Consider the following 22,170-nt stretch of genomic DNA (forward strand, 5'->3'; position numbering starts at 1 on the left):
TTACTTAATACCTTAACTTCATTAACAAGTTCTTAATTTCCTCATCTTCCATAAAGAGATCATGGTGCTTCTGGGTAATCTTCGCAAGTGCAACATCATGATAGAAGAACTCCGTAAAGAACTTCACGAAAGGTTGTGACATTGTTTTCATCGCTTGCCATGATTCTTGCTCTACACCAGCAAATAAAATTTCACGATCGTCAACGATGAGTAGTAAGTACCGCTCTAATGCGTTAGGCTCTTCAGTTGGGATTAGAAAATGCATGTTTTCTAAGTCTGTTTCTACTTTTCCAACTATGAGGGACTCGATTCGGACGCCTTGTTTTGCTTTTTGTTCTAGTAAAGGAAGATATTCTAAAAGGGTATCATTCCATGCAGAGATGCGTATAGATTCTTTCGCATCTTCTACAAGTTGCCTACTTTGTACTTTAATAGAAGACTGCATTTTTAAACTCCAAACGCGGTCATCTGTAAATGACTTTTTAGAAATATTATTTTCAAGTTCTTTAATATTAGATTGGAATTCTGTCGTTAATTTTTCAATTGCTAGCTTGAGTGGTAATGCTGTATACAACTTTTTCTTTTCTGAAACAGAATCCATTACCATCCCTTTATTAACTAGGCGTGCTAACACTTCGTATATTTTTGCTTTTGGAACACCTGAATGTTTAACGATAGTTGTTGCATCTAATGGTTCGATGCTTGATACGACAACTTCATAGGCCTGGCTTTCATATTGTGAGAAACCGAATTTTTGTAGCATAGTTCCCTCCGAACGAATGAGATTATATGTTAAGGATAATGAACTATTTGTTTTTGCACAAGTGTTGAGAAGTTTACGTTTAAAAATTGCGGTAGTATTTTCGGTGCTTATTTCTATGATGTTTGTAATATTAGGTACAGCTGTTTCTGAAGAGGTTAATGCAGCGACTGAGTCACAAGTTAATCATTTAGAAAAAGTGGCTCATACGATGGAAAGTTTGACAGAGAATATGCAGGACTTAGGAAGATTGGTTGAGCAGTTTAAAGTAGAAGAAAACATATTAGTAAAGTGATGAGGATTTCGGTAAAATAGAAGATGGATATATAAGAAGCAGTTATAGGAGGTAAGTTACTATGGCAATTGTTGACGTATCGATTATTCCAGTAGGAACAGGTAATCCGAGTGTTAGTGAATATGTAGCAGAAGTACAAAAGGTGCTAGAGAAAAATGCTGATCGTGTGAAGTATCAATTAACACCGATGAATACAGTAATTGAAGGAGATCTTCCTGTCATTCTAGAAGTAATTCAACAAATGCATGAAGTTCCATATACGAAAGGTGCACAGCGCGTTGCGACAACAATTCGTATCGATGATCGTCGTGATAAAGTAAGCACAATGGAGAAGAAATTAAACTCTGTTCGATCAAAATTATAAGAAAAAGCAGCGATCTTCGCTGCTTTTTTCATATAGGAGGAAATGAGATGAGTGAAAAATTTAACGAGCAATTTGACGGATTGTTAGAGAAATACACGGAGCTATTACTTGGAGAGAGCAACGAAGAGCGAAAAGAGCAGGTGCAAAAATGGGCGCTTTATTCTTATATGGCTAAGACGATGCCAGCTTTAGTGAAGCATTGGAATGAGACGTATCCAGATGCGAAAGAAGAGATGGTACAGTTAATTACGAATATTAAAAAGCTGAATGATGAGAAGCGAAATGAGAAGTAAAAAAGCTTGAGATAATGTTACCTCAAATTTTCTATATTAATATCCTTATATAATTTACATGGAATATAAAGGGTTTTATAAGCATGTCGAATATTTTCGACATGCTTATTTTTTGCCTAGTAAACCCGTTTTTTATAAATGTCGAAAAATATTTCCGGCATATTTGTAAGCGAGAATATGGGGTTTTAAATGTTTTTATAGTATTTTATAAATTATCTAAATAATTATTTGTATCAAATAATTTTAAACAATGATATAATTCCGAAGAGGGGTAAAAAACAGATAAAGTACAGTCATAGGGGTGAATTACATGGAACAATTAATGCGAAATTCGTTTCTTTTCTTATCTAAAAATAAAGCGCTAACAAAACTGGCTAAAAAGTACGGTTTGCGCTTTGGTGCAGGTCGCTTCGTCGCAGGGGAGACGATTGAATTAGCGACAGCTGCAATTCAACAATTAAATAAGCAAGGTCTTTGTGTAACAATCGATTATTTAGGTGAATTCGTTGATAATGAAGCAGAAGCAAATGAAATGGCTACCCAATCGATTGAAGCGATTCGTGCAATTGGAAGAGAAGGTCTTGATTCGCAACTTTCTTTAAAAATGACTTCTATGGGATTAGATATCTCTGATGAAATTGTAATGAATAATATGCGCCGTATTTTAGAAGCTGCAAAAGAAAACGGTGTGTTTGTTACAATTGATATGGAAGACTATACGCGTTGTGGAAAAACAATCGATATCTTTAAACAATTAAAATCTGAATACGATAATATTGGTACAGTTATTCAAGCTTATTTATATCGTACAGAAAAAGATATTGAAGATTTAAATGCTTATAATCCTAATTTACGTCTTGTAAAAGGGGCTTATAAGGAACCTGAAGAAGTAGCGTTCCCAGACAAGAAAGATGTAGATGACAATTATAAAAAAATTATTAAAATGCACTTATTAAATGGAAATTATACTGCAATTGCTTCACATGACGAAGCGATTATTGAATATACGAAAAAACTTGCCGAAGAACACAATATTTCAAGGGATCAATTTGAATTCCAAATGCTATTTGGTATTCGTACAGAGCGTCAACTTGAGCTAGTAAAAGAAGGCTATAAAATGCGTGTTTACGTACCGTATGGAAACGACTGGTATGGTTACTTCATGCGCCGTCTAGCAGAGCGTCCAGCGAACGTTGCGTTCGTATTAAAAGGTATGATCAAAAAATAACCAAGGAGAAAATTCTCCTTGGTTATTTTAATTGCTGAAATGCATAGTGTGCCATTTTCTTCGTATCAGGGTATAGCTGTGTACGAGTAGAAGATAATACGACATTGATGACACGTTTACCGTCTTTTTCATCAACAGTTACGACTGTATATTTTCCGAGTGCAGATAAACCGCTTTTACTTCCAATTGCATATGGATCGTCATATAGTTCTTCTCGTCCATAGTTTGCGATTTTTGGAGAGCGCTCTGAAGTATGTAGTGTTGTATGTATTGAATTCATATATTCTAAAACAATCGGATACTTCAAGGCTTCTTTCGTAATAATAGCAATGTCATAAGGTGATACTTTATTTCCAAGTGCATCAGCACCGCTTGCGTTTTTGAAAGTTGCATGCTTCGTCCCAAGTTCCTTCGCTCTAGCATTCATCATTTTCACAAACTCATTTTTTGATCCTGCGATATGTTCTGCAATTGACTCAGCGATCGGGTCTGCACTAATGATGAGCATAAGTTTTAATGCCTCATCACGTTTTAATTTTTCACCAGCACGAAGCTTAATCTTCTTACTTTGACTTTCTGTTTTAATTGCGTTTTCTGTAACTGTAATTTCTTCATCTTCTTTTACATTCTCAAGTAAGAGAAGAGTTGTCATCATTTTGGCTATACTAGCCGGATAAGAGCGCTCATCCTCGCGTTTTCCATACAAAATTTCACCTGTGTCTGCATCGATTGTAATTCCATATTGCCCAGTAATACTAGGTTGATCCGCTCTTACGGCTTGTTGTCTGTGAGCATAAGAGAAGAAAATCATCCCTGTAAACAGTGTAGCAATCATTACAATCATAACTATTGTTCGTTTCATTATAATTCCCTCTTTTGTTCCAAATAAATTGGGCAGAAAAAGCAGCCATTAATCATTATGCCACGTTCTCTGCCCAAAAATATAGCGTTATTTTTCGCCCATATTATGCTTCTTATATTGTTGGTTATTACCTTGACGCCCTTTTTCAACACCGTGATTATGCGGACCTGCATTTCCAGTTACGCTTGCTGCGCTAATTCCAGCTTTCGAAGGGTTCTTCTTAAGTTTTGCCATATAAATTCCTCCAGTTTCGTCAGATTATAAAAAAGGAAAAGTGCATTTTAATGAAGAAAATACACATGTATAGCATAGCCAAATGAAAGAAAAATATTTATTTCAGAAAATTTTATCAATAAATATATTGCGAAAATTCAAACTGTATCATATATTTATTAGTAGAGGCTCACTCATTGATTGCGACTTATGTCGAAAAATTGAATGAGCATTCATTCAAGAATAGGGGGAGAAATGGATGTTCCAAATTAAAAAGGCTGCTGTTCTAGGTTCAGGCGTAATGGGTTCAGGAATTGCGGCACACTTAGCTAATATTGGTATTCCGACATTATTGCTTGATATTGTACCACCTGCGCTTACGAAAGAAGAAGAAGCGAAGGGACTTACATTAGAACATAAAAGTGTGAGAAATCGTTTTAGTAATACGGCTGTGCAAAAACTATTAAAGCAAAAACCAGCTCCTCTGACAGTGAAAGGAAATCTAGCACTGATTGAAGCAGGTAACTTAGAAGATGATCTTGAGCGTCTAGCTGATGTAGATTGGATTATTGAAGTAGTAGTTGAAAACTTAGATATAAAGAAGAAACTATTTGAAAAAGTAGATGCTGTTCGTAAACCTGGCTCAATTGTGAGCTCAAATACATCAGGCATTTCCGTTGAAAAAATGGCAGAGGGTCGTTCAGGCGACTTCCAGAAACACTTCTTAGGCACACACTTTTTTAACCCACCACGATATTTAAAACTTCTAGAGGTAATACCGACGAAAGAAACTGATCCACAAGTATTAAGCTTCATGAAATTATTTGGCGAAGACGTTCTTGGAAAAGGCGTTGTTATCGCAAAAGATACACCAAACTTTATTGGAAACCGCATCGGTACGTATGGCTTGCTTGTAACATTACAAGAAATGATTAAGCGCGGCTATAGCGTTGGAGAAGTTGACTCTGTAACAGGTCCATTAATTGGCCGTCCGAAGAGCGCAACATTCCGTACATTAGATGTTGTTGGTTTAGATACATTCGTACACGTTGCAAATAACGTATATGAAAACGTACAAGAAGAAGAGCGTGATGTATTTAAAGTACCAGCTTTCATGCATGACATGCTTGATAAAAAATGGCTTGGAAGCAAAACAGGTCAAGGATTCTTCTTAAAACAAGGAAAAGAAATTTTAGAATTAAATCCTGAAACGATGGAATACGAAGCGCGTAAAAAATTAAAAGCTGCATCCGTAGAGTTAAGTAAACAAGAAAAAGGATTAGCGAATAAATTGAAAGCGCTTGTATACGCGAAAGACCGCGCAGGAGAGTTGTTATGGAACATTATCACACCGACTCTTTTATACTCTGCAAAACTTCATAAAGAAATTGCGGACGATATCGTTGCAATTGACCAAGCGATGAAGTGGGGCTTCGGATGGGAGCAAGGGCCATTTGAAATTTGGGATGCAATCGGCGTTGAAAAATCCATTCAAAAGATGGAAGAAAACGGCGTAGTTGTTCCGACATGGGTGAAAGAAATGTTAGAGAAAGGTTTCACTACTTTCTATAAACATGATAACGGCGATAGTTACTATTACGATAATGGTGAATATAAGCTAATCGAACGTAACAAAAAAGCAATCTCTCTTAAGCAGTTAAAAGAGAAAAACGGCGTATTAAAGAAAAATAGCGGAGCGAGCTTAATTGATTTAGGCGACGGTATCCTTTGCTTAGAATTCCATTCGAAGAGCAATGCAATCGGTATGGATATTACGCAAATGATTAACTACGCTGTTGATGAAGTAGAGAAGAATTATAAAGGTCTTGTTATCGGAAACCAATCGAAGAACTTCTGCGTTGGTGCGAACCTTGCAATGATCTTAATGGAAGCACAAGACGACAACTACTTTGAAATTGAGTGGGTTGTGAAAAACTTCCAAGATGCAATGACGAAAATTAAGTACTCTTCTAAGCCAGTTGTAGCAGCACCATATGGTATGACGCTTGGCGGCGGTACAGAAGTTTGCTTACCAGCTGCTAGCATTCAAGCTTCTAGCGAGACTTATATGGGCTTAGTAGAAGTAGGTGTTGGCTTAATCCCTGGCGGAGGCGGTAATAAAGAGCTATACATTAAACACTTAAATAAAATGCCAAACGGTGTAGAGTTTGATCTGCAAAAAGTTGCGAATAAAGTATTCGAATCTGTAGCGATGGGGAAAGTTTCTACATCAGCACAAGAAGCTGTATCGAACAACTTCTTAGGCGATAAAGACGGTATTAGTGTGAATGGTGATCACTTACTATATGATGCGAAACAAAAAGCACTTTCTTTATATGAAGCAGGTTATAAAGCACCTATCCGCAAAAAAATACCAGTTGTTGGTGAGACAGGATATGCAACGCTTGTACTTGGTGCAGAAGCAATGCACTTATCAGGTTACATTTCTGAACATGATCTGCACATTGCGAAGAAACTTGCATATGTCATTGCGGGCGGAAAAGTGCCGTACGGAACAGAAGTTGATGAGCAGTATTTATTAGATGTAGAACGTGAAGCATTTATTAGCTTAGTAAGTGAGATGAAATCACAAGCAAGAATGCAGCACATGCTTGTAAAAGGAAAGCCATTACGTAACTAATAACGAGGGGAGATATCGTTCATGAGAGAAGCTGTCATTGTTGCGGGAGCAAGAACACCAATTGGAAAAGCAAAGAGGGGTTCATTAAAAACAGTTCGTCCTGACGATCTAGGGGCGTTAGTAGTAAAAGAAACGTTAAAGCGTGCGAATTATGAAGGACCAATCGATGATTTAATTTTCGGTTGTGCGATGCCAGAAGCAGAGCAAGGTTTAAATATGGCTCGTAATATCGGTGGGCTAGCAGGACTTTCTTACGATGTTCCAGCTATTACAATTAACCGTTACTGTTCTTCAGGGTTACAAAGTATCGCTTACGGAGCAGAGCGCATTATGCTTGGACACTCTGAAGCTGTATTATCAGGCGGAGCGGAATCAATGAGTTTAGTTCCAATGATGGGACACGTTGTTCGTCCGAATAGTCGCCTTGTAGAAGCAGCACCAGAATATTATATGGGTATGGGACATACAGCAGAGCAAGTTGCTGTGAAATATGGAATTTCTCGTGAAGAGCAAGATGCATTTGCAGTAAGAAGTCATCAACGTGCTGCGAAAGCATTAGCTGCAGGGAACTTTGCTGATGAAACAGTATCTGTAGATGTAACATTACGTACTGTTGGTTCAAACAACAAACTGCAAGAAGAAACAATCATTTTCGCACAAGACGAAGGTGTAAGAGCAGAGACAACATTAGATATTTTAGGTAAATTACGTCCAGCATTTAACGTTCGCGGTTCTGTAACAGCTGGTAACTCTTCACAAATGAGTGACGGTGCAGCATCTGTACTATTAATGGATCGTGAAAAAGCAGTGAGCGATGGCATGAAGCCACTTGCAAAATTCCGTTCATTTGCAGTAGCTGGAGTACCACCAGAAGTAATGGGAATCGGTCCAATCGCTGCAATTCCGAAAGCGTTAAAATTAGCTGGCTTAGAGCTATCTGATATCGGTCTATTCGAACTAAACGAAGCATTCGCTTCTCAATCGATCCAAGTTATTCGTGAACTTGGTTTAGATGAGGAAAAAGTAAACGTAAACGGCGGTGCAATCGCACTTGGACATCCACTTGGCTGTACAGGAGCAAAACTAACACTATCTCTTATTCACGAAATGAAACGCCGCAACCAACAATTCGGTATCGTAACAATGTGTATTGGCGGCGGAATGGGAGCAGCGGGAGTGTTTGAATTACTATAAAAAAAGTGTAAGCGGCTCGCTCAGAACGAGAAAACGCTAATACAAAGAATGGAAGCAACAAAGGTTTATAAAAAATAAATGGGAGAGCCAGCTTCTTTCAAAAAGAAAGAAGCGGCTTATGAAAATATAAAGGAGGAAATTTTCATGGAAAAAACAGTAGGAAGTGCGGTTAAAGGCGGTAGCTTTTTAGTAGATGAGATTACGATTGATCAAGTGTTTACGCCAGAAGATTTTTCATCTGAGCATAAAATGATTGCAAAAACGACAGAGGACTTTATCGTAAATGAAGTTCTTCCGGAGCTTGAATATTTAGAGCAACACGAGTTTGATCGTTCTGTTCGTCTTTTAAAAGAAGCTGGCGAACTTGGTTTACTAGGCGCTGACGTACCAGAAGAGTACGGCGGAATTGGCCTTGATAAAGTAAGCTCAGCGTTAATCGCAGAGAAATTCTCTCGCGCTGGTGGCTTTGCAATTACTCACGGTGCTCACGTAGGTATCGGATCGTTACCAATCGTATTATTCGGTAACGAAGAGCAAAAGAAAAAATATTTACCACTACTTGCAACTGGTGAAAAATTAGCTGCATATGCATTAACTGAGCCAGGTTCAGGATCTGACGCATTAGGTGCAAAAACAACTGCACGTTTAAATGCTGAAGGTACACATTACGTATTAAATGGTGAAAAACAATGGATTACAAACTCTGCATTCGCTGATGTATTTGTTGTATATGCAAAAATAGATGGTGAGCATTTCTCAGCATTTATCGTAGAGAAAGAGTATCCAGGCGTATCTACAAGCCCAGAAGAAAAGAAAATGGGTATTAAATGTTCTTCAACTCGTACGTTAATTTTAGAAGATGCATTAGTACCGAAAGAAAACTTACTTGGTGAAATCGGTAAAGGTCATATTATCGCATTCAACATTTTAAATATCGGTCGTTATAAATTAGGTGTTGGTACAGTTGGATCTGCGAAACGTGCAGTAGAAATTTCAGCACAATATGCAAACCAACGTCAACAGTTCAAACAACCAATCGCTCGCTTCCCATTAATTCAAGAGAAACTTGCGAATATGGCAGCGAAAACATATGCAGCTGAAAGCTCTGTATATCGTACAGTAGGTTTATTCGAAAGCCGCATGAGCACATTATCTGAAGAGGAAGTAAAAGACGGTAAAGCAGTAGCAGCTTCTATCGCTGAATATGCAATCGAGTGTTCTTTAAATAAAGTATTTGGTTCTGAAGTACTAGATTATACAGTAGATGAAGGTGTTCAAATTCACGGTGGTTACGGATTTATGGCAGAGTACGAGATTGAAAGAATGTACCGCGATTCTCGTATTAACCGTATTTTCGAAGGAACGAACGAAATTAACCGCCTAATCGTACCAGGTACGTTCTTACGTAAAGCGATGAAAGGTGAATTACCACTTCTTCAAAAAGCACAAAAATTACAAGAAGAGTTAATGATGATGATGCCAGAAGAAGTAGGCGATGAGCCATTAGCACTTCAAAAATATTTAGTAACTAACGCGAAGAAAATCGGTTTAATGGTAGCTGGATTAGCTGCTCAAAAATACGGTAAAGCATTAGATAAAGAGCAAGAAATTCTTGTGAATATCGCTGACATCGTAAGTAACCTATATGCAATGGAATCAGCTGTTCTTCGTACAGAAAAAGCAATTAAAACAACTGGTCTTGAAAAGAATAAACAAAAAGTGTTATACACTGAAGTATTCTGCCAAGAAGCATTCAACGAAATCGAAGCAGATGCGAAAGAAACACTTATCGCAGTTGAAAATGGCGACATGCTGCGCATGATGTTATCATCATTACGCAAATTAACACGCCACACGCCACTTAACGTAATTCCGAAGAAACGTGAAATCGCTGCGAAAATTTTAGAAGATGAGCGTTACACAGTTTAATACCTTTAAAGAACAGTAGTCGTTTATACGACTACTGTTCTTTTTTTTTGAAAAAATGAAATTTTTAGTGACATAAAACTAATGGCATTAGTATAATAAAACTAATAGCATTAGTTTTTTCGGAAAGGGAGCTGGAAATATGAGAATGATACATGAAAAAACGGTATATCAATTGTCATTTTTGCCAAGAGTGTTTCCTGTGAATTGTTACTTTGTGGAGGAAGAAGATGGTTTAACTTTAATTGATGCGGCTTTGCCATATAGCGCAAAAGGTATTTTACAGGCGGCTGAGAAAATAGGGAAACCAATTACTAATATTGTATTAACACATGCGCATGATGATCACATCGGTGCGTTAGACGCATTAAAAGAAGTACTTCCTGATGTTCCAGTTTATATTTCTAAGCGGGACGCAAGGTTGTTAGAAGGAGATACAACATTACAAAGGGATGAACCAAATGTGCCGATAAAAGGCGGTGTACCTAAAAAAGTGAAAACGAGGCCGGATGTTTTATTGGAAGATGGCGCCCGAATTGGATCGCTTCTTGCGATTATGACACCGGGACATACGCCAGGTTCCATGTCGTTTCTTGATGTGCGAAATAAAGCTCTTATTGCCGGGGATGCATTCCAAACAAGAGGAGGTATGGCTGTTTCGGGACAAATGAAATTTTGGTTTCCGTTTCCTGCGATGGCAACGTGGAGCAAAGAAATAGCATTACAAAGTGCAGAGAAGCTAAGAGAATATGAGCCTTCCTTGCTTGCGGCAGGACATGGAAAAATGATAAAAGATCCAGACGCTGTCATAAAACTTGCTATTAAGGAAGCTAAGCGGAATATAGAAAGTATGAAAGAAGGTTAATTTATGTCACCGAGAATCGGACTTACATTACAAAAAATTGTAGAAACAGCGGCAGAAATTGCAGATGAAAATGGGATACAAGAAGTAACATTAGCATCATTAGCGCAAAGGTTGGGGATACGTTCGCCCTCTCTATATAATCATGTGAAAGGGCTACAAGATGTACGGAAAAATCTTGGTATTTACGGAATAAAACAGCTGCATAACAGACTGGAAGAAGCGGCCTCGGATAAACGTATGGATGAAGCAATTCATGCTTTAGGAGAAGCGTATGTAGCATTCGTACGCAAACATCCTGGACTGTATGAAGCAACCTTTTTACGAGATGAAGAAGTAAGAAAAGCAGGTGACGGAATTGTAAAGCTTTGTCTTCAGATTTTACAACAATACGGCTTAGAAGGAGAGAATGCACTTCATGCGACACGTGGATTCAGAAGTATTTGTCATGGATTTGCGTCGATTGAACAGCAGGGGGGATTTGGTTTGCCGCTAGATTTAGATACAAGTTTACATTTATTATTGGAAACGTTTATTAAAGGATTACATGTAATGAGAGATTGAATAAGAGGAAACCTTAGAAGTGATTCTAAGGTTTTTTAGTGCATATAATCCCAAAAGAACAGAATACTAAATCTTGAATGAACAAAGAAAGGTAGGAGTATTCTATGCAAAACTTAACAGAGCTTGAAGTTGAAAATTTGCGTCATTTAATTGGTGGTCATGCGACGATTATTAACAAATTGGACCAGTATGCACAGGCTTGTACAGATCCAGAGTTGAAACAAATGCTACAAAAGGATGCGCAAGATGCGCGAAATACAAAACAGCAATTAATGACTTTCTTAGGATAGGAGGAAGCGGAAGATGAATGAAAAAGATATGGTAAATGATTATTTAGCAGGATTAAATGCAAGTTTAACAAGTTATGCAAATTATATTTCTCAGTCTGATAATGAACAGTTACATCAAACGTTAATTCAAATTCGTAATCAGGATGAAGAGCGCCAACGTAATATGTATGAATACGCAAAGCAAAAAAGCTATTATAAGCCAGCAGCACCTGCTAATCCGATGATTGTGCAGCAACTAAAAAGCCAATTAAGTGCGGAATAATAGGATGAAAAGACGAGCGAACGGAGTCGCTCGTCTTTTTTTATTTTGCATATGTCAATAAATATATAATAAATATTTTTCCAGTTGTAACAAATATGACGAAAATTGAATATAACAATTCACAAAAAGGACAAGAGTTTGTTCAATAATTCACAAAGTATCCATGGTTTCTATCGTGGGAATCTCTATAATGAAGAGTGTAAAGAACAAAAAATAGATTACATGATCAATTAGGAGAGATTGCTATGAATAGAAACACAAGAAAAATTGCAATTATCGGTACTGGATTAGTTGGATCAAGTTGTGCGTATTCCATTGTAAACCAAGGAATTTGCGAAGAATTATTATTAATTGATATAAATCATGAACGTGCAGTTGGGGAAGCGATGGATTTATCACACTGCATTAACTTTACAAATACAAGAACAAAAGTATATGCAGGAAACTATGAAGACTGCAAAGATATGGACATTGTCATTATTACAGCAGGACCAGCGCCGAAGCCTGGACAAAGTCGTTTAGACACTTTAGGAGCAAGCGCTAAGATTATGGAGAGTGTTGTGAATGGCGTAATGGAAAGTGGATTTGATGGTATTTTCTTACTTGCGTCGAACCCAGTTGATATTATTACATATCAAGTTTGGAAATTATCTGGTTTACCTAGAAATCGCGTAATCGGTACAGGTACATCATTAGATTCTTCCCGCTTAAGAACAATTTTATCTGAAATGTTACATGTAGATCCTCGTAGTATCCATGGATACTCATTAGGGGAACATGGGGATTCTCAAATGGTTGCTTGGTCACATGTAGCTGTTGGAGGAAAGCCAATTTTGCAAATCTTAGAAGAGCAAAAAGAACGTTTCGGTGAAATAGATTTAGATGAAATCGTTGAGAAGACTGCAAAAGCAGGGTGGGAAATTTATAAACGAAAAGGTACTACTTATTATGGAATCGGAAATTCTCTAGCGTATATTGCTAGTTCAATCTTTAATGATGATCACCGTGTAATTGCTGTATCGGCTATTTTAGATGGTGAGTATGGTGAATATGACATTTGTACAGGAGTACCAGCAATTATTACTAGAGACGGTGTAAGAGAAGTTGTAGAACTAAACTTATCAGAAGATGAAGAAATCCGCTTTGCAAAATCAAACGATGTTTTACGCGATTATATGAAAACAATTGGTTACTAAATTATAGGAGAAGGTGAAACAAATGAAGGAATATATAATGTCTCGTGTGTTTAAAGCATCTGCCGGAATAGCACAAGGTATTTTCGTATCCCTTGGAATTGGTTTACTAATCGAAAATATAGGAAGAATTGTTGATATCCCATTACTTATTACAATCGGAGTTGTTGCAAAATCACTTATGGCACCAGCTATTGGAGCAGGGATTGCATTCATGCTCGGTGCAAACGGACTCGTAATCTTTTCGGCGATGGTAGCTGGAGCGATTGGTGCTGGATCCATTTCAATTACTGAAGCTGGTCTTATCATTAAAACAGGTGAACCAATCGGTGCACTATTAACAGCGACTTTAGCTGTGTATATTGGTAAACGATTAAGTGGAAAAACTGCTTTAGATATGATGCTCGTTCCATTTGCAGCCATATTAGGTTCTGGTTTAGTCGGTATTTGGTTAGCCCAAAATATTAGCCCGGTTTTAAATACAGTTGGAGCATTCATTAAAGATAGTTCAGCTGGTAGCCCATTTATCGCTTCTATCGTGATTGCTGTAGTTTGGGGACTATTACTTATCTCTCCAGCTTCATCAGCTGCTTTAGCGATAGCACTTAGCTTAGATGGTGTTGCAGGAGGTGCAGCTCTTGCTGGATGTGTTGCTCAGTTTATCGGATTCTCTGTTATCTCAGCGAAAGAAAATAATTTAGGTGGCATATTAGCTCAGGCACTTTGTACTCCGAAAGTACAGTTGCCGAACATTACTAAAAATCCAATGATTCTCGTCCCAACTGTCGTCGCCAGTGCTATAGTGGGCCCAGTATCAGCATTAATTTTCCAACTGGAAGCAGGAAAAGAAATTGCAGGTCTTGGATTAAGTTCTCTTATCGCACCAATTAATTTAATTTCCAGCCAAGGATGGGAAGTTGTCCCAGCGATGATAATCACTTATATCATTATCCCAGTAGCTGTTTCTTATATACTTTACATTGCTCTTAAAAAAGCAGGTCGTATTCACTCAGGTGATATGACTGTACCGCAATCTTAATTTGAAAATCTCCTTAATAATAGAGAAAAGCAGACTGAAGAAGCCACAGTCTGCTTTTTTACATTTTATGATTTTGTTTTACTGGAACGCGTACTGTTTCTTTTGCTAATAATAGCTGAACACCGAAGTATAGTATGCTTGCGAGTGTCATTCCAGAAATAGCATCTACAAAAGCATGTTGCTTTGTAAATAGTGTTGATAAAATAATAAGCGTGCCGAAGAACGTAAGGATGTAATACTCAAAAGCATGTTGTTCTCTACGTCTAAAGGCAGCTAACATAATTACAAAGGTGGTAAGGACATGAATGCTTGGGAAACAGTTTACTGGTTGATCAATACTATAAATATAGCGGACTAGTTCGGAAAATACGTCCGTTCCAACGACTGTTGGACGTGGTACAGTTGTCTGCCAAAAATAATAAATAGAAAAACAAGCAAGTTTTCCAAGAATAACACTACTTAAAGTGACATAATATTGCTTTCGATCAGCAAAACAGTAATAAATAAGTGCGCCGTATAAGTAAGGAAACCAAAGTAAATAAGGAATAATAAATGCTTTCACAAATGGAATCCAATCATCTACTACAGTTGTGACATCCACTGCGTGTACAGTAGATTTATTTAATACATCGTAAAGGGGACTTACGAGTACGAGTAGAAGTATATAACTTAACGGAAGAAAAGATGAGAGTTTAAAATTCTTCATGATAAGCTCCTATGTTTTAGTAATGTAAGTAAATTCAATTGATTATAATATAGAAAATCCAATTGGGCTATCGATTTCACTTACATTTTCTTGAATTTACCTTACACTTTTGTCACTTGACTTAAAAGAGGGAGAGGGTGCTAAATGAAGCGTTCATTTTATTTCTTATTTTTTATATTGTTATGCCTAGTGGCTACTGGGTGTGCAAAGGATAAAGAAGGAGAGAAATTAGAATACAACGGGAGAGCACTCGTAATTGGAGTTATTGGTGAAAAGCCGAAAGATACGTTTAGAAATATAAAGTTTGAAAACGTGAAGTTAGAGGAGATGAAGGAGAAATCAGCAAAGGTTGATGGTTTTCTCGTCATGAAAGAATATTTTCAAGAAGCATCAAAGGAACAGTATACGGACTTATTTTTATCGTTAAAGAAGCCAGTGTTTTTTATCGGTTTAAAGGATAGACCATATTTGATTTTTACTGAAAAAGATTTAGATTATGATAATGCGCCAAGGGATAGAGCGATGATGTATACGCAAGGGTTTGTAAATATGGGAAGCTCTGAAGGACAATACTGGGGTATGGGGTTATATAATGACACTGTTTCCGATCAAAGTATTCATAATATGTATATCATAGTATTTCAAACAATTTCAGACTATTTGAGTAGATAACGAAGGAGCCTGTAAACGAGGCTTCTTATTTTTATTTTAAATAAACGTTTGTTTAAGGTGTATGTTCGGCACGAAAGGTTCTATGTATTTCAAAGGCTAATGTAGAAAAATCGGAAATTAAATAAACGTTTGTTTAAGATATATGTTCGGTATGAAAAAATATATGTATTTCAAAGGTTGAGGTAGAAAAATCGGAAATTAATCAAACGTTTGTTTAAGATATATGTTCGGCATGGGATGAGAAAAAATTTTTAAAAAAATTATATATTTATTTTTTCTTGATAAATGGCGGAAAAATAAGAAAAATTAGCAGGATTATTAAAAATTATCACGAAATAAGTAAAAGTTTAGCGAATAATCGTTTGAAATAATAAAACGTTTTCTATATGATAAAGGTAAAGGTTAGTAAAAAAGTAGGTGAATTTATGACAGTAACATTTTATTCATATCCAAAGTGTGGCACATGTCAAAAAGCAAAAAAATGGTTTGAGGCAAACGATGTAGCATATGAGATGATTCATATTGTTGAAAATCCACCGTCAAAAGAAGATTTACGTAATTTACATGAGAAAAGTGAATTGCCATTAAAAAAATTCTTTAATACAAGTGGAATGCGTTACCGCGAACTTGGTTTAAAAGATAAGTTAAAGGATGCAAGCGAAGACGAAATGTACGAGCTTTTAGCATCTGATGGCATGTTAATTAAACGTCCAATTGTAACAAATGGAACGAGTGTAACACTTGGTTTTAACGAAGAGCAGTTTGAAAGTGTGTGGAAAAAGTACCAATAAGGTATTTTTACATAATTAATACATTCACTGGAGGTACAGTCATGAGCATTCCAAATAATTTACGTTACTCTGAAGAACACGAATGGGTAAAAACAGAAGGTAATGCGGTTGTTATCGGTATTACTCATTTTGCGCAAGGTGAGTTAGGCGATATCGTATTCGTTGAACTTCCTGAAGTAGGTGCAACAATCCAAGCTGACGAGCCATTCGGAAGCGTAGAATCTGTTAAAACAGTTTCTGAATTATACGCACCTGTAAGTGGTAAAGTTGTAGCAGTAAACGAAGAATTAAGTGACCAACCAGAACTTGTTAACGAATCTCCATACGAGGGTGCATGGATGGTTAAAGTTGAACTTTCTGATGCAAGCCAAGTTGAGAAGTTATTAACTGCAGAAAAATATGCAGAAATGACAAACCAAGACTAATTATAGTCGACTAAAGGACAGCCTTTGTGCTGTCCTTTTTTATGTTGTGTTACATAATGAATTTGAAAGCACATATATATTAGTTATCATATAGGAGAAGATTTTTGAAAAACTTTTTCGCAGATGTTTCATGTTGATTGAGTGGGTTTCGCTTCTTCCTGCGAGGCAAAAAGCACCTCGAGTTCAGGGGTTCGGGTGCCCTCTTGTTCTGGTCAAGCCGCTTGCGCTTTTCATTGTCCAGCTCCACCTCCTAGCCCTTCATGTCTAAGAACCTTCCGCACGAGAAGACAAAAAGCGTCTTCTGTGCGAAAGAACCTTAGCCAACAGGGCTAAACAGTCGGTTCCGCTTTTCTTTTGCAAAAATAAACAGGAAACAACATGAAAATAACGAATATACTATATACTAAGTTAAAGGTTGTATAGTATATGGTGATCGGGTGATGACATATGATTTATGTGGAAAAAGTCATTATTGTAGAAGGTAAGTCAGACAGAAGAAAGATTGAATCTATTATTCGTGAACCGGTGGAAATTGTTTGTACAAATGGTACAATTGGTTTGTCGAAAATGGATGAGCTCATTGATCAATTTTTTGATAAGGACGTATATGTGCTAGTGGATGCTGATGATGCAGGGGAAAAGTTAAGGAAACAATTTCGAAAAGAATTTCCGCAAGCAGAGCATATTTATATTGATCGCTCGTATCGCGAGGTGGCGACTGCGCCTTCTTCACATTTAGCAAATGTATTATGGGGAGCTGACATTGACGTTTATACAGAATATTTACGGTAAGGAATGATAGAAGTGATTGACTGGACAGGTACCGAAGCTACAGCCCTAATAGAAAACGAAGAAAAAACAGTGCTATATGTATATACACCAATGTGTGGAACATGCCAATTAGCAAAAAAGATGTTAACGGTTGTCGAGATGACGATTGAAGATTTGAAAATTGGAATGTTAGATTTAAATTATGCTCCGCATTTAGCGAAAGAGTATGGAATCGAAAGTGTACCGTGTTTACTTATTTTTGAAAATGGGACACTAATGAAGAAGATATATGCATTTCATTCGGTTGAATATTTATATATGGAATTAAAGTAGGCGGCAAAGTTTTTTGCCGCCTCGACATATTTCTTGGGAAATATGTCGACATGCAGGATAGGTACAGTATTTGTCGAGCGAAAGTAACAGGATTGCTCTTTAGTAAGAGGGAATGGTATGTAATAGAAAGTGATATGAAGGATGTGATTTAGGGTGGAATTATATTCTTTGCTGCAATCATTTGTAAATTACGCTAATGGTCAATATCATTTAGAACCGCTTTTAAGGCAAGGAGAAAGAACTGTTAATTTTCGTTTTGGAGATGAATGCTGTTCATTACAAATTTCAAGGGATTATATTGAACTTTTGAAAGAGGAAAGAGGAACAGAACAAATCGTGTGTTTAGGGGAAGAGGATGTAAAACGTTTGGTGAGTGGAAATATAAGGTTGCAGACGTTAATGAGCGATGGGCGTGTGCAATATTCGGGAACGTATCGAACGATGTTGTTAATTGAATCAATGTTTCATATATGTAAGCCGATGTCAGTGGGTGCTTAAAAGTCTGAAGTTTCTTTTTTTGCAAAAATTTCTGTTGACATGGTGTATGGATATTGATACAATTCAATTCATAAAATATAGACAATTTCATAAATTTCAAATCAGACGAAAATTTAATCTGATTTCTCTTATCAAGAGAGGTGGAGGGACTGTGCCCTGTGAAGCCCGGCAACCGTCAACTTATGTTGAAATGGTGCCAATTCCTGCAAAGCAAATGCTTTGAGAGATGAGAGAGAGGGATAATGTTGTTATATACGCATATAAACCTTTCTGCTTCTCTAAAGCGGAAAGGTTTTTTTGTTGTTTGAATGTGGAGGACATTCAAATAATAAGAGGAGCTATAACGATGGACTACACGCATCAAAAATAAAAAAATTGCGGAGTCTATCCAAACAAAAAAGGGGTGAACATCATGATCTTATTAGAAAATGTAAAGAAAATATATAAGGCAAAAAGCGGTGATGTCACTGCTGTAGATAACGCCAACTTACAAATAGAGAAAGGCGAAATATTTGGTGTTATCGGATATAGTGGCGCTGGGAAAAGTTCTTTAATTAGATTGTTTAATCAGTTAGAGAAACCAACTTCTGGCCAAATTACAATTGCAAATCGTGTCATTTCAGCAATTACAGGAAGTGAACTTCGTAAGGCAAGGCAAGAAATTGGAATGATTTTTCAGCACTTCAACTTACTTTGGTCACGAACTGTACGCGAAAATATCGCATTTCCACTTGAGATTGCAGGGGTTGATAAGGAGAAGAGAAGAAAACGTGTTGATGAGTTAATTCATCTCGTTGGATTAGAAGGAAGAGGAGACGCGTATCCATCCCAGTTAAGTGGTGGACAAAAGCAGCGCGTTGGGATTGCCAGAGCGTTAGCTAACAACCCACAAGTGCTTTTATGTGACGAAGCAACGTCAGCACTTGATCCGGAAACGACAGATCAAATTTTAGATTTACTACTCGATATTAATAAGCGTCTCGGTTTAACAATTGTATTGATTACACATGAGATGCACGTAATTCGAAAGATTTGTAATCGTGTTGCGGTAATGGAGAAAGGGAAAATCGTAGAAACAGGTCCAGTACTTGACGTATTCCGTAATCCACAGCAAGACATTACGAAACGCTTTGTACAGCAGTTAACAGATTCTGAAGATACAAACGAAACAATTGAAAGTTTAATTGAAAAATATCCAGATGGAAAAGTAATTCGCTTGCAGTTTGTCGGTGAGGCTGTAGAAAGACCAGTACTCCAAAGATTAATGCAACGCAGTGATATAGAAGTTAGCATTTTGCAAGGAAATATCGCACAAACGAATAACGGTTCTTACGGAAGTTTAGTTGTTCATTTAAATGGTGAGGAAACAGCGATCCAGCAAGCGATAGAAGGAATACATCAAGATCAAGTAGAGCTGGAGGTGATTGCACATGGATAAGTTACTCGCAAATGTTGATTGGAATCAAATGTTAGAAGCGACTGGTGAAACGTTATATATGACGGCAATTGCGGCGCTTGCCACATTTGTTTTAGGACTCATTTTAGGATTGTTACTCTTTATGACAGCGAAAGATAATTTATGGGAAAACAAAGCGGTTAATACAGGAATTGGAGCGTTCGTAAACATATTCCGTTCTATACCGTTCATCATTTTAATCATTTTATTAATTCCATTCACAAAGATTATCCTTGGAACAATTCTCGGGGCGAGTGCAGCATTGCCAGCTTTAATTATTGGAGCGGCACCATTTTACGCGAGAATGGTTGAAATCGCACTTCGCGAGATTGATAAAGGTGTAATTGAAGCTTCAAAAGCGATGGGAGCAAAAACAAGCACAATTATTTTGAAGGTGTTAATTCCAGAATCGTTACCAGCGTTAGTATCTGGTATTACGGTTACGACAATTGCTTTAGTAGGATATACAGCAATGGCAGGAGTTGTTGGTGCTGGTGGTCTTGGGACACTTGCTTACTTAGAAGGATTCCAGCGTGGGAATAACGATGTAACAATCGTCGCAACAATTTGTGTATTGCTAGTTGTATTTTTCATTCAATGGATTGGTGATAGTGTAACGACTCGAATAGATAAAAGATAATGAAAACAGGGGGCATTTAAAATGAAAAAATTATTACTTACAGCACTTATTTCAACTTCAATTTTTGGTTTAGCTGCTTGTGGCGCGAAAGATAAAGATGAAAAGAAACTAGTTGTTGGGGCTTCTAACGTACCGCATGCGGTTATTTTAGAAAAGGCAAAGCCATTACTTGAGAAAAAAGGAATTGAGTTAGAAATTAAAAAATTCCAAGACTACGTGTTGCCAAATAAATCGTTAGCAGATAAAGAATTAGATGCTAACTACTTCCAGCATATTCCGTATTTAGAAAAAGAAATTAAAGATAAAAAATATGACTTTGAAGTAGCTGGGAAAATTCATTTAGAGCCGATTGGTGTGTACTCTCAAAAATATAAGAGCTTAAAAGAACTTCCAGACGGGGCAACAATTATTATGAGTAATTCTGTTGCTGACCATGGACGTGGCTTAGCAATTTTACAAAAAGAAGGCATTTTAAAAATTAAAGACGGAGTAGATCCAGTTAAAGCGACTACAAAAGATATTGCGGATAATCCGAAAAATCTAAAATTCAAAACGGATATCGAGCCTGGTTTATTACCACAAGTGTATAACAATAAAGAAGGCGATGCTGTTTTAATTAACTCTAACTATGCAATTGATGCGAAATTAAATCCAGAAAAAGATGCAATTGCAATTGAAGGAAATGATTCTCCATACGCAAACGTAGTAGCTGTTCGTAAAGGTGATAAAGATAAGAAAGAGATCAAGGCTCTTATAGAAGTATTACATTCTAAAGAAATTGAAGACTTTATTAATAAAGAATATAAAGGAGCGGTTGTTCCTGTAAAAGAATAATTGCTGAAAAGGGCTGGTGTATGCCAGCCCTTTTTATAACTACATAACTATAGGGGAGAAGGGGATATCATATGAAAAAAATTATACTGTCAGTTGTTACAGCACTGTCTGTATTTACATTAGCTGCCTGCGGGGGTAAAGAGGAGAATAAGCTCGTTGTTGGAGCTTCTAACGTGCCGCACGCTGTTATTTTAGAGAAAGCACAACCGATATTAGAGAAAAAAGGCATTAAATTAGAGATTAAAAAGTTCCAGGACTATGTTCTGCCGAATAAAGCGTTAGCGGATAAAGAAATTGATGCGAACTATTTCCAGCACATTCCGTATTTAGATAAAGAAATTCAAGAAAAAGGATATAAAATTGTAAATGCAGGAAAAATTCATTTAGAGCCAATGGGCATTTATTCTAAGAAATATAAAAGCTTAAAAGATCTTCCAGATGGAGGAACGGTTATTATGAGTAATAACGTAGCTGAGCGTGGCCGTATGCTAGCTTTATTACAAAAAGGCGGCGTTATTAAATTAAAAGACGGTGTAGATGTTGTTAAAGCGACAGTAAAAGATGTTGTAGAGAACCCGAAAAATTTAAAGTTTAAAACAGATGTAGAACCTGGACTTTCACCGAAGTTGTACGAAAACAACGAAGGTGATGCTTTATTTATTAATTCAAACTACGCAATTGATGCGAAATTAAATCCAACAAAGGATGCAATTGCAATTGAAGGATCAGACTCTCCTTATGCAAATATTATTGCAGTTCGTAAAGGTGACGAGAAGAAAAAAGAAATTAAAGAGTTAGTAGAAGTGCTACATTCAAAAGAAATTCAGGACTTTATTAATAAAGAATATAAAGGTGCTGTACTTCCAGTAAATGAATAAGTGCAGGAAAGGACTGGAAAATTACCAGTCCTTTTTTCTTTATATAAATAAGAAGAAAGGTGTATCATATAAGGATGCAAGGGAAATACTTATATACATTTGTGAAAAAATTGTTACATTTTTTCATCGTTTGCGATATCATTTTATTTGATATAAGATTAGAATGAGAATAAAATGAGA

27 protein-coding genes and 1 riboswitch are annotated in these 22,170 nt (G+C 36.8%); of the genes, 23 read left to right on the forward strand and 4 right to left on the reverse strand.

Going from position 1 to position 22,170, the window contains the following annotated elements:
* Nucleotides 1–4 precede the first annotated feature (4 nt).
* Complete coding sequence (locus CDB3_RS25425) at nucleotides 5–763, reverse strand: TrmB family transcriptional regulator (protein ID WP_128856388.1); 759 nt, start codon at nucleotides 761–763, stop codon at nucleotides 5–7.
* Between the two features lie 115 nt (nucleotides 764–878).
* Here CDB3_RS25425 and CDB3_RS31855 point away from each other — a divergent pair, with 115 nt between their 5' ends.
* The 4 genes from CDB3_RS31855 (at nucleotide 879) to CDB3_RS25445 (ending at nucleotide 2,940) form a co-directional block, all read left to right on the forward strand.
* Nucleotides 879–1,055 carry a hypothetical protein gene (locus tag CDB3_RS31855; RefSeq protein WP_179139753.1) on the forward strand — a complete coding sequence of 59 codons (177 nt, stop codon included), beginning with the start codon at nucleotides 879–881 and terminating at the stop codon, nucleotides 1,053–1,055.
* A gap of 61 nt (nucleotides 1,056–1,116) precedes the next feature.
* A complete protein-coding gene (locus CDB3_RS25435) occupies nucleotides 1,117–1,419 on the forward strand; it encodes an MTH1187 family thiamine-binding protein (RefSeq protein ID WP_001018862.1) in 303 nt (100 codons plus the stop codon).
* Between the two features lie 47 nt (nucleotides 1,420–1,466).
* The gene (locus CDB3_RS25440) at nucleotides 1,467–1,712 is read left to right on the forward strand and encodes a YusU family protein (RefSeq protein ID WP_001290599.1); all 246 of its coding nucleotides are present in this window, start codon (nucleotides 1,467–1,469) and stop codon (nucleotides 1,710–1,712) included.
* Between the two features lie 310 nt (nucleotides 1,713–2,022).
* A complete protein-coding gene (locus tag CDB3_RS25445) occupies nucleotides 2,023–2,940 on the forward strand; it encodes a proline dehydrogenase family protein (protein ID WP_002174080.1) in 918 nt (305 codons plus the stop codon).
* Between the two features lie 22 nt (nucleotides 2,941–2,962).
* Here the strand turns inward: CDB3_RS25445 and CDB3_RS25450 are convergent, their stop codons facing one another.
* Nucleotides 2,963–3,802: a D-alanyl-D-alanine carboxypeptidase family protein gene (locus tag CDB3_RS25450; protein WP_128856390.1), complete on the reverse strand. Its 840-nt coding sequence runs from the start codon at nucleotides 3,800–3,802 to the stop codon at nucleotides 2,963–2,965.
* 87 nt (nucleotides 3,803–3,889) lie between these two features.
* Nucleotides 3,890–4,036: a YuzL family protein gene (locus CDB3_RS25455; protein WP_001096344.1), complete on the reverse strand. Its 147-nt coding sequence runs from the start codon at nucleotides 4,034–4,036 to the stop codon at nucleotides 3,890–3,892.
* A gap of 238 nt (nucleotides 4,037–4,274) precedes the next feature.
* Here CDB3_RS25455 and CDB3_RS25460 point away from each other — a divergent pair, with 238 nt between their 5' ends.
* The 9 genes from CDB3_RS25460 to CDB3_RS25500 all read left to right on the forward strand — a co-directional run bounded on the left by CDB3_RS25460 (nucleotide 4,275) and on the right by CDB3_RS25500 (nucleotide 13,986).
* Nucleotides 4,275–6,656: a 3-hydroxyacyl-CoA dehydrogenase/enoyl-CoA hydratase family protein gene (locus CDB3_RS25460; RefSeq protein ID WP_128856391.1), complete on the forward strand. Its 2,382-nt coding sequence runs from the start codon at nucleotides 4,275–4,277 to the stop codon at nucleotides 6,654–6,656.
* Between the two features lie 21 nt (nucleotides 6,657–6,677).
* A complete protein-coding gene (locus CDB3_RS25465; RefSeq protein ID WP_001206343.1) occupies nucleotides 6,678–7,850 on the forward strand; it encodes an acetyl-CoA C-acetyltransferase in 1,173 nt (390 codons plus the stop codon).
* A 144-nt stretch (nucleotides 7,851–7,994) separates the two neighbouring features.
* Nucleotides 7,995–9,779, forward strand: coding sequence for an acyl-CoA dehydrogenase FadE (locus tag CDB3_RS25470; protein WP_088008554.1), 1,785 nt, complete (start codon nucleotides 7,995–7,997; stop codon nucleotides 9,777–9,779).
* 139 nt (nucleotides 9,780–9,918) lie between these two features.
* On the forward strand, nucleotides 9,919–10,641 hold the full coding sequence (locus CDB3_RS25475) for an MBL fold metallo-hydrolase (protein WP_128856392.1): 723 nt from the start codon (nucleotides 9,919–9,921) through the stop codon (nucleotides 10,639–10,641).
* A gap of 3 nt (nucleotides 10,642–10,644) precedes the next feature.
* On the forward strand, nucleotides 10,645–11,202 hold the full coding sequence (locus CDB3_RS25480) for a TetR/AcrR family transcriptional regulator (protein ID WP_128856393.1): 558 nt from the start codon (nucleotides 10,645–10,647) through the stop codon (nucleotides 11,200–11,202).
* A 104-nt stretch (nucleotides 11,203–11,306) separates the two neighbouring features.
* Nucleotides 11,307–11,492, forward strand: a complete 186-nt coding sequence (locus CDB3_RS25485; protein WP_002112687.1) for a hypothetical protein — start codon at nucleotides 11,307–11,309, stop codon at nucleotides 11,490–11,492.
* 13 nt (nucleotides 11,493–11,505) lie between these two features.
* The gene (locus CDB3_RS25490) at nucleotides 11,506–11,754 is read left to right on the forward strand and encodes a spore coat protein (protein ID WP_001002990.1); all 249 of its coding nucleotides are present in this window, start codon (nucleotides 11,506–11,508) and stop codon (nucleotides 11,752–11,754) included.
* A gap of 245 nt (nucleotides 11,755–11,999) precedes the next feature.
* Nucleotides 12,000–12,950, forward strand: a complete 951-nt coding sequence (locus CDB3_RS25495; protein ID WP_483861152.1) for an L-lactate dehydrogenase — start codon at nucleotides 12,000–12,002, stop codon at nucleotides 12,948–12,950.
* 22 nt (nucleotides 12,951–12,972) lie between these two features.
* Nucleotides 12,973–13,986, forward strand: coding sequence for a PTS sugar transporter subunit IIC (locus tag CDB3_RS25500; protein ID WP_002112681.1), 1,014 nt, complete (start codon nucleotides 12,973–12,975; stop codon nucleotides 13,984–13,986).
* Between the two features lie 58 nt (nucleotides 13,987–14,044).
* On the opposite strand, the gene CDB3_RS25505 is transcribed toward CDB3_RS25500, so the two are convergent.
* Nucleotides 14,045–14,692 (reverse strand): phosphatase PAP2 family protein, encoded by a 648-nt coding sequence (locus tag CDB3_RS25505; protein ID WP_128856394.1) that lies wholly within the window; start codon nucleotides 14,690–14,692, stop codon nucleotides 14,045–14,047.
* A gap of 144 nt (nucleotides 14,693–14,836) precedes the next feature.
* On the opposite strand from CDB3_RS25505, the gene CDB3_RS25510 reads away from it, so the two are divergent.
* The 10 genes from CDB3_RS25510 (at nucleotide 14,837) to metQ (CDB3_RS25555) (ending at nucleotide 21,990) form a co-directional block, all read left to right on the forward strand.
* Nucleotides 14,837–15,364 (forward strand): hypothetical protein, encoded by a 528-nt coding sequence (locus tag CDB3_RS25510; RefSeq protein WP_128856395.1) that lies wholly within the window; start codon nucleotides 14,837–14,839, stop codon nucleotides 15,362–15,364.
* 425 nt (nucleotides 15,365–15,789) lie between these two features.
* The gene (locus CDB3_RS25515; protein ID WP_000218970.1) at nucleotides 15,790–16,155 is read left to right on the forward strand and encodes an arsenate reductase family protein; all 366 of its coding nucleotides are present in this window, start codon (nucleotides 15,790–15,792) and stop codon (nucleotides 16,153–16,155) included.
* A gap of 41 nt (nucleotides 16,156–16,196) precedes the next feature.
* The gene (gene gcvH / locus CDB3_RS25520) at nucleotides 16,197–16,580 is read left to right on the forward strand and encodes a glycine cleavage system protein GcvH (protein WP_000026895.1); all 384 of its coding nucleotides are present in this window, start codon (nucleotides 16,197–16,199) and stop codon (nucleotides 16,578–16,580) included.
* 447 nt (nucleotides 16,581–17,027) lie between these two features.
* Nucleotides 17,028–17,372 carry a toprim domain-containing protein gene (locus CDB3_RS25525; protein ID WP_000640865.1) on the forward strand — a complete coding sequence of 115 codons (345 nt, stop codon included), beginning with the start codon at nucleotides 17,028–17,030 and terminating at the stop codon, nucleotides 17,370–17,372.
* A gap of 3 nt (nucleotides 17,373–17,375) precedes the next feature.
* Nucleotides 17,376–17,684, forward strand: a complete 309-nt coding sequence (locus CDB3_RS25530) for a thioredoxin family protein (protein ID WP_098499429.1) — start codon at nucleotides 17,376–17,378, stop codon at nucleotides 17,682–17,684.
* Between the two features lie 153 nt (nucleotides 17,685–17,837).
* Complete coding sequence (locus CDB3_RS25535) at nucleotides 17,838–18,182, forward strand: hypothetical protein (RefSeq protein WP_128856396.1); 345 nt, start codon at nucleotides 17,838–17,840, stop codon at nucleotides 18,180–18,182.
* 125 nt (nucleotides 18,183–18,307) lie between these two features.
* A riboswitch (SAM riboswitch) is annotated at nucleotides 18,308–18,415 on the forward strand.
* Between the two features lie 179 nt (nucleotides 18,416–18,594).
* Entirely contained in the window at nucleotides 18,595–19,620 is a 1,026-nt protein-coding gene (locus CDB3_RS25540; RefSeq protein ID WP_128856397.1) for a methionine ABC transporter ATP-binding protein, read from the forward strand.
* Nucleotides 19,613–20,278 (forward strand): methionine ABC transporter permease, encoded by a 666-nt coding sequence (locus CDB3_RS25545; RefSeq protein ID WP_128856398.1) that lies wholly within the window; start codon nucleotides 19,613–19,615, stop codon nucleotides 20,276–20,278. Before CDB3_RS25540 ends, CDB3_RS25545 begins: the two co-directional genes overlap by 8 nt.
* A gap of 21 nt (nucleotides 20,279–20,299) precedes the next feature.
* The gene (gene metQ, locus CDB3_RS25550) at nucleotides 20,300–21,112 is read left to right on the forward strand and encodes a methionine ABC transporter substrate-binding lipoprotein MetQ (protein ID WP_128856399.1); all 813 of its coding nucleotides are present in this window, start codon (nucleotides 20,300–20,302) and stop codon (nucleotides 21,110–21,112) included.
* 71 nt (nucleotides 21,113–21,183) lie between these two features.
* Nucleotides 21,184–21,990 carry a methionine ABC transporter substrate-binding lipoprotein MetQ gene (gene metQ, locus CDB3_RS25555; RefSeq protein ID WP_088079620.1) on the forward strand — a complete coding sequence of 269 codons (807 nt, stop codon included), beginning with the start codon at nucleotides 21,184–21,186 and terminating at the stop codon, nucleotides 21,988–21,990.
* Nucleotides 21,991–22,170 lie beyond the last annotated feature (180 nt).

The sequence above is a fragment of the Bacillus sp. CDB3 genome, assembly GCF_002081505.1.
GTDB classification, from domain to species: Bacteria; Bacillota; Bacilli; order Bacillales; family Bacillaceae_G; genus Bacillus_A; species Bacillus_A cereus_AT.

Excerpts from the sequence above, each read along its gene's own strand:
- CDB3_RS25435 (WP_001018862.1), top strand. The coding sequence starts at position 1,117 with ATGGCAATTGTTGACGTATCGATTATTCCAGTAGGAACAGGTAATCCG.
- CDB3_RS25505 (WP_128856394.1), bottom strand. The coding sequence starts at position 14,692 with ATGAAGAATTTTAAACTCTCATCTTTTCTTCCGTTAAGTTATATACTT.
- CDB3_RS25510 (WP_128856395.1), top strand. The coding sequence starts at position 14,837 with ATGAAGCGTTCATTTTATTTCTTATTTTTTATATTGTTATGCCTAGTG.
- CDB3_RS25515 (WP_000218970.1), top strand. The coding sequence starts at position 15,790 with ATGACAGTAACATTTTATTCATATCCAAAGTGTGGCACATGTCAAAAA.
- CDB3_RS25545 (WP_128856398.1), top strand. The coding sequence starts at position 19,613 with ATGGATAAGTTACTCGCAAATGTTGATTGGAATCAAATGTTAGAAGCG.
- CDB3_RS25480 (WP_128856393.1), top strand. The coding sequence starts at position 10,645 with ATGTCACCGAGAATCGGACTTACATTACAAAAAATTGTAGAAACAGCG.
- CDB3_RS25445 (WP_002174080.1), top strand. The coding sequence starts at position 2,023 with ATGGAACAATTAATGCGAAATTCGTTTCTTTTCTTATCTAAAAATAAA.
- CDB3_RS25490 (WP_001002990.1), top strand. The coding sequence starts at position 11,506 with ATGAATGAAAAAGATATGGTAAATGATTATTTAGCAGGATTAAATGCA.
- CDB3_RS25500 (WP_002112681.1), top strand. The coding sequence starts at position 12,973 with ATGAAGGAATATATAATGTCTCGTGTGTTTAAAGCATCTGCCGGAATA.
- metQ (WP_088079620.1), top strand. The coding sequence starts at position 21,184 with ATGAAAAAAATTATACTGTCAGTTGTTACAGCACTGTCTGTATTTACA.
- CDB3_RS25450 (WP_128856390.1), bottom strand. The coding sequence starts at position 3,802 with ATGAAACGAACAATAGTTATGATTGTAATGATTGCTACACTGTTTACA.
- CDB3_RS25485 (WP_002112687.1), top strand. The coding sequence starts at position 11,307 with ATGCAAAACTTAACAGAGCTTGAAGTTGAAAATTTGCGTCATTTAATT.
- CDB3_RS25495 (WP_483861152.1), top strand. The coding sequence starts at position 12,000 with ATGAATAGAAACACAAGAAAAATTGCAATTATCGGTACTGGATTAGTT.
- CDB3_RS25465 (WP_001206343.1), top strand. The coding sequence starts at position 6,678 with ATGAGAGAAGCTGTCATTGTTGCGGGAGCAAGAACACCAATTGGAAAA.
- CDB3_RS25470 (WP_088008554.1), top strand. The coding sequence starts at position 7,995 with ATGGAAAAAACAGTAGGAAGTGCGGTTAAAGGCGGTAGCTTTTTAGTA.
- metQ (WP_128856399.1), top strand. The coding sequence starts at position 20,300 with ATGAAAAAATTATTACTTACAGCACTTATTTCAACTTCAATTTTTGGT.
- CDB3_RS25525 (WP_000640865.1), top strand. The coding sequence starts at position 17,028 with ATGATTTATGTGGAAAAAGTCATTATTGTAGAAGGTAAGTCAGACAGA.
- CDB3_RS25440 (WP_001290599.1), top strand. The coding sequence starts at position 1,467 with ATGAGTGAAAAATTTAACGAGCAATTTGACGGATTGTTAGAGAAATAC.
- CDB3_RS25425 (WP_128856388.1), bottom strand. The coding sequence starts at position 763 with ATGCTACAAAAATTCGGTTTCTCACAATATGAAAGCCAGGCCTATGAA.
- CDB3_RS25460 (WP_128856391.1), top strand. The coding sequence starts at position 4,275 with ATGTTCCAAATTAAAAAGGCTGCTGTTCTAGGTTCAGGCGTAATGGGT.
- gcvH (WP_000026895.1), top strand. The coding sequence starts at position 16,197 with ATGAGCATTCCAAATAATTTACGTTACTCTGAAGAACACGAATGGGTA.
- CDB3_RS25530 (WP_098499429.1), top strand. The coding sequence starts at position 17,376 with ATGATAGAAGTGATTGACTGGACAGGTACCGAAGCTACAGCCCTAATA.
- CDB3_RS31855 (WP_179139753.1), top strand. The coding sequence starts at position 879 with ATGATGTTTGTAATATTAGGTACAGCTGTTTCTGAAGAGGTTAATGCA.
- CDB3_RS25540 (WP_128856397.1), top strand. The coding sequence starts at position 18,595 with ATGATCTTATTAGAAAATGTAAAGAAAATATATAAGGCAAAAAGCGGT.
- CDB3_RS25455 (WP_001096344.1), bottom strand. The coding sequence starts at position 4,036 with ATGGCAAAACTTAAGAAGAACCCTTCGAAAGCTGGAATTAGCGCAGCA.
- CDB3_RS25475 (WP_128856392.1), top strand. The coding sequence starts at position 9,919 with ATGAGAATGATACATGAAAAAACGGTATATCAATTGTCATTTTTGCCA.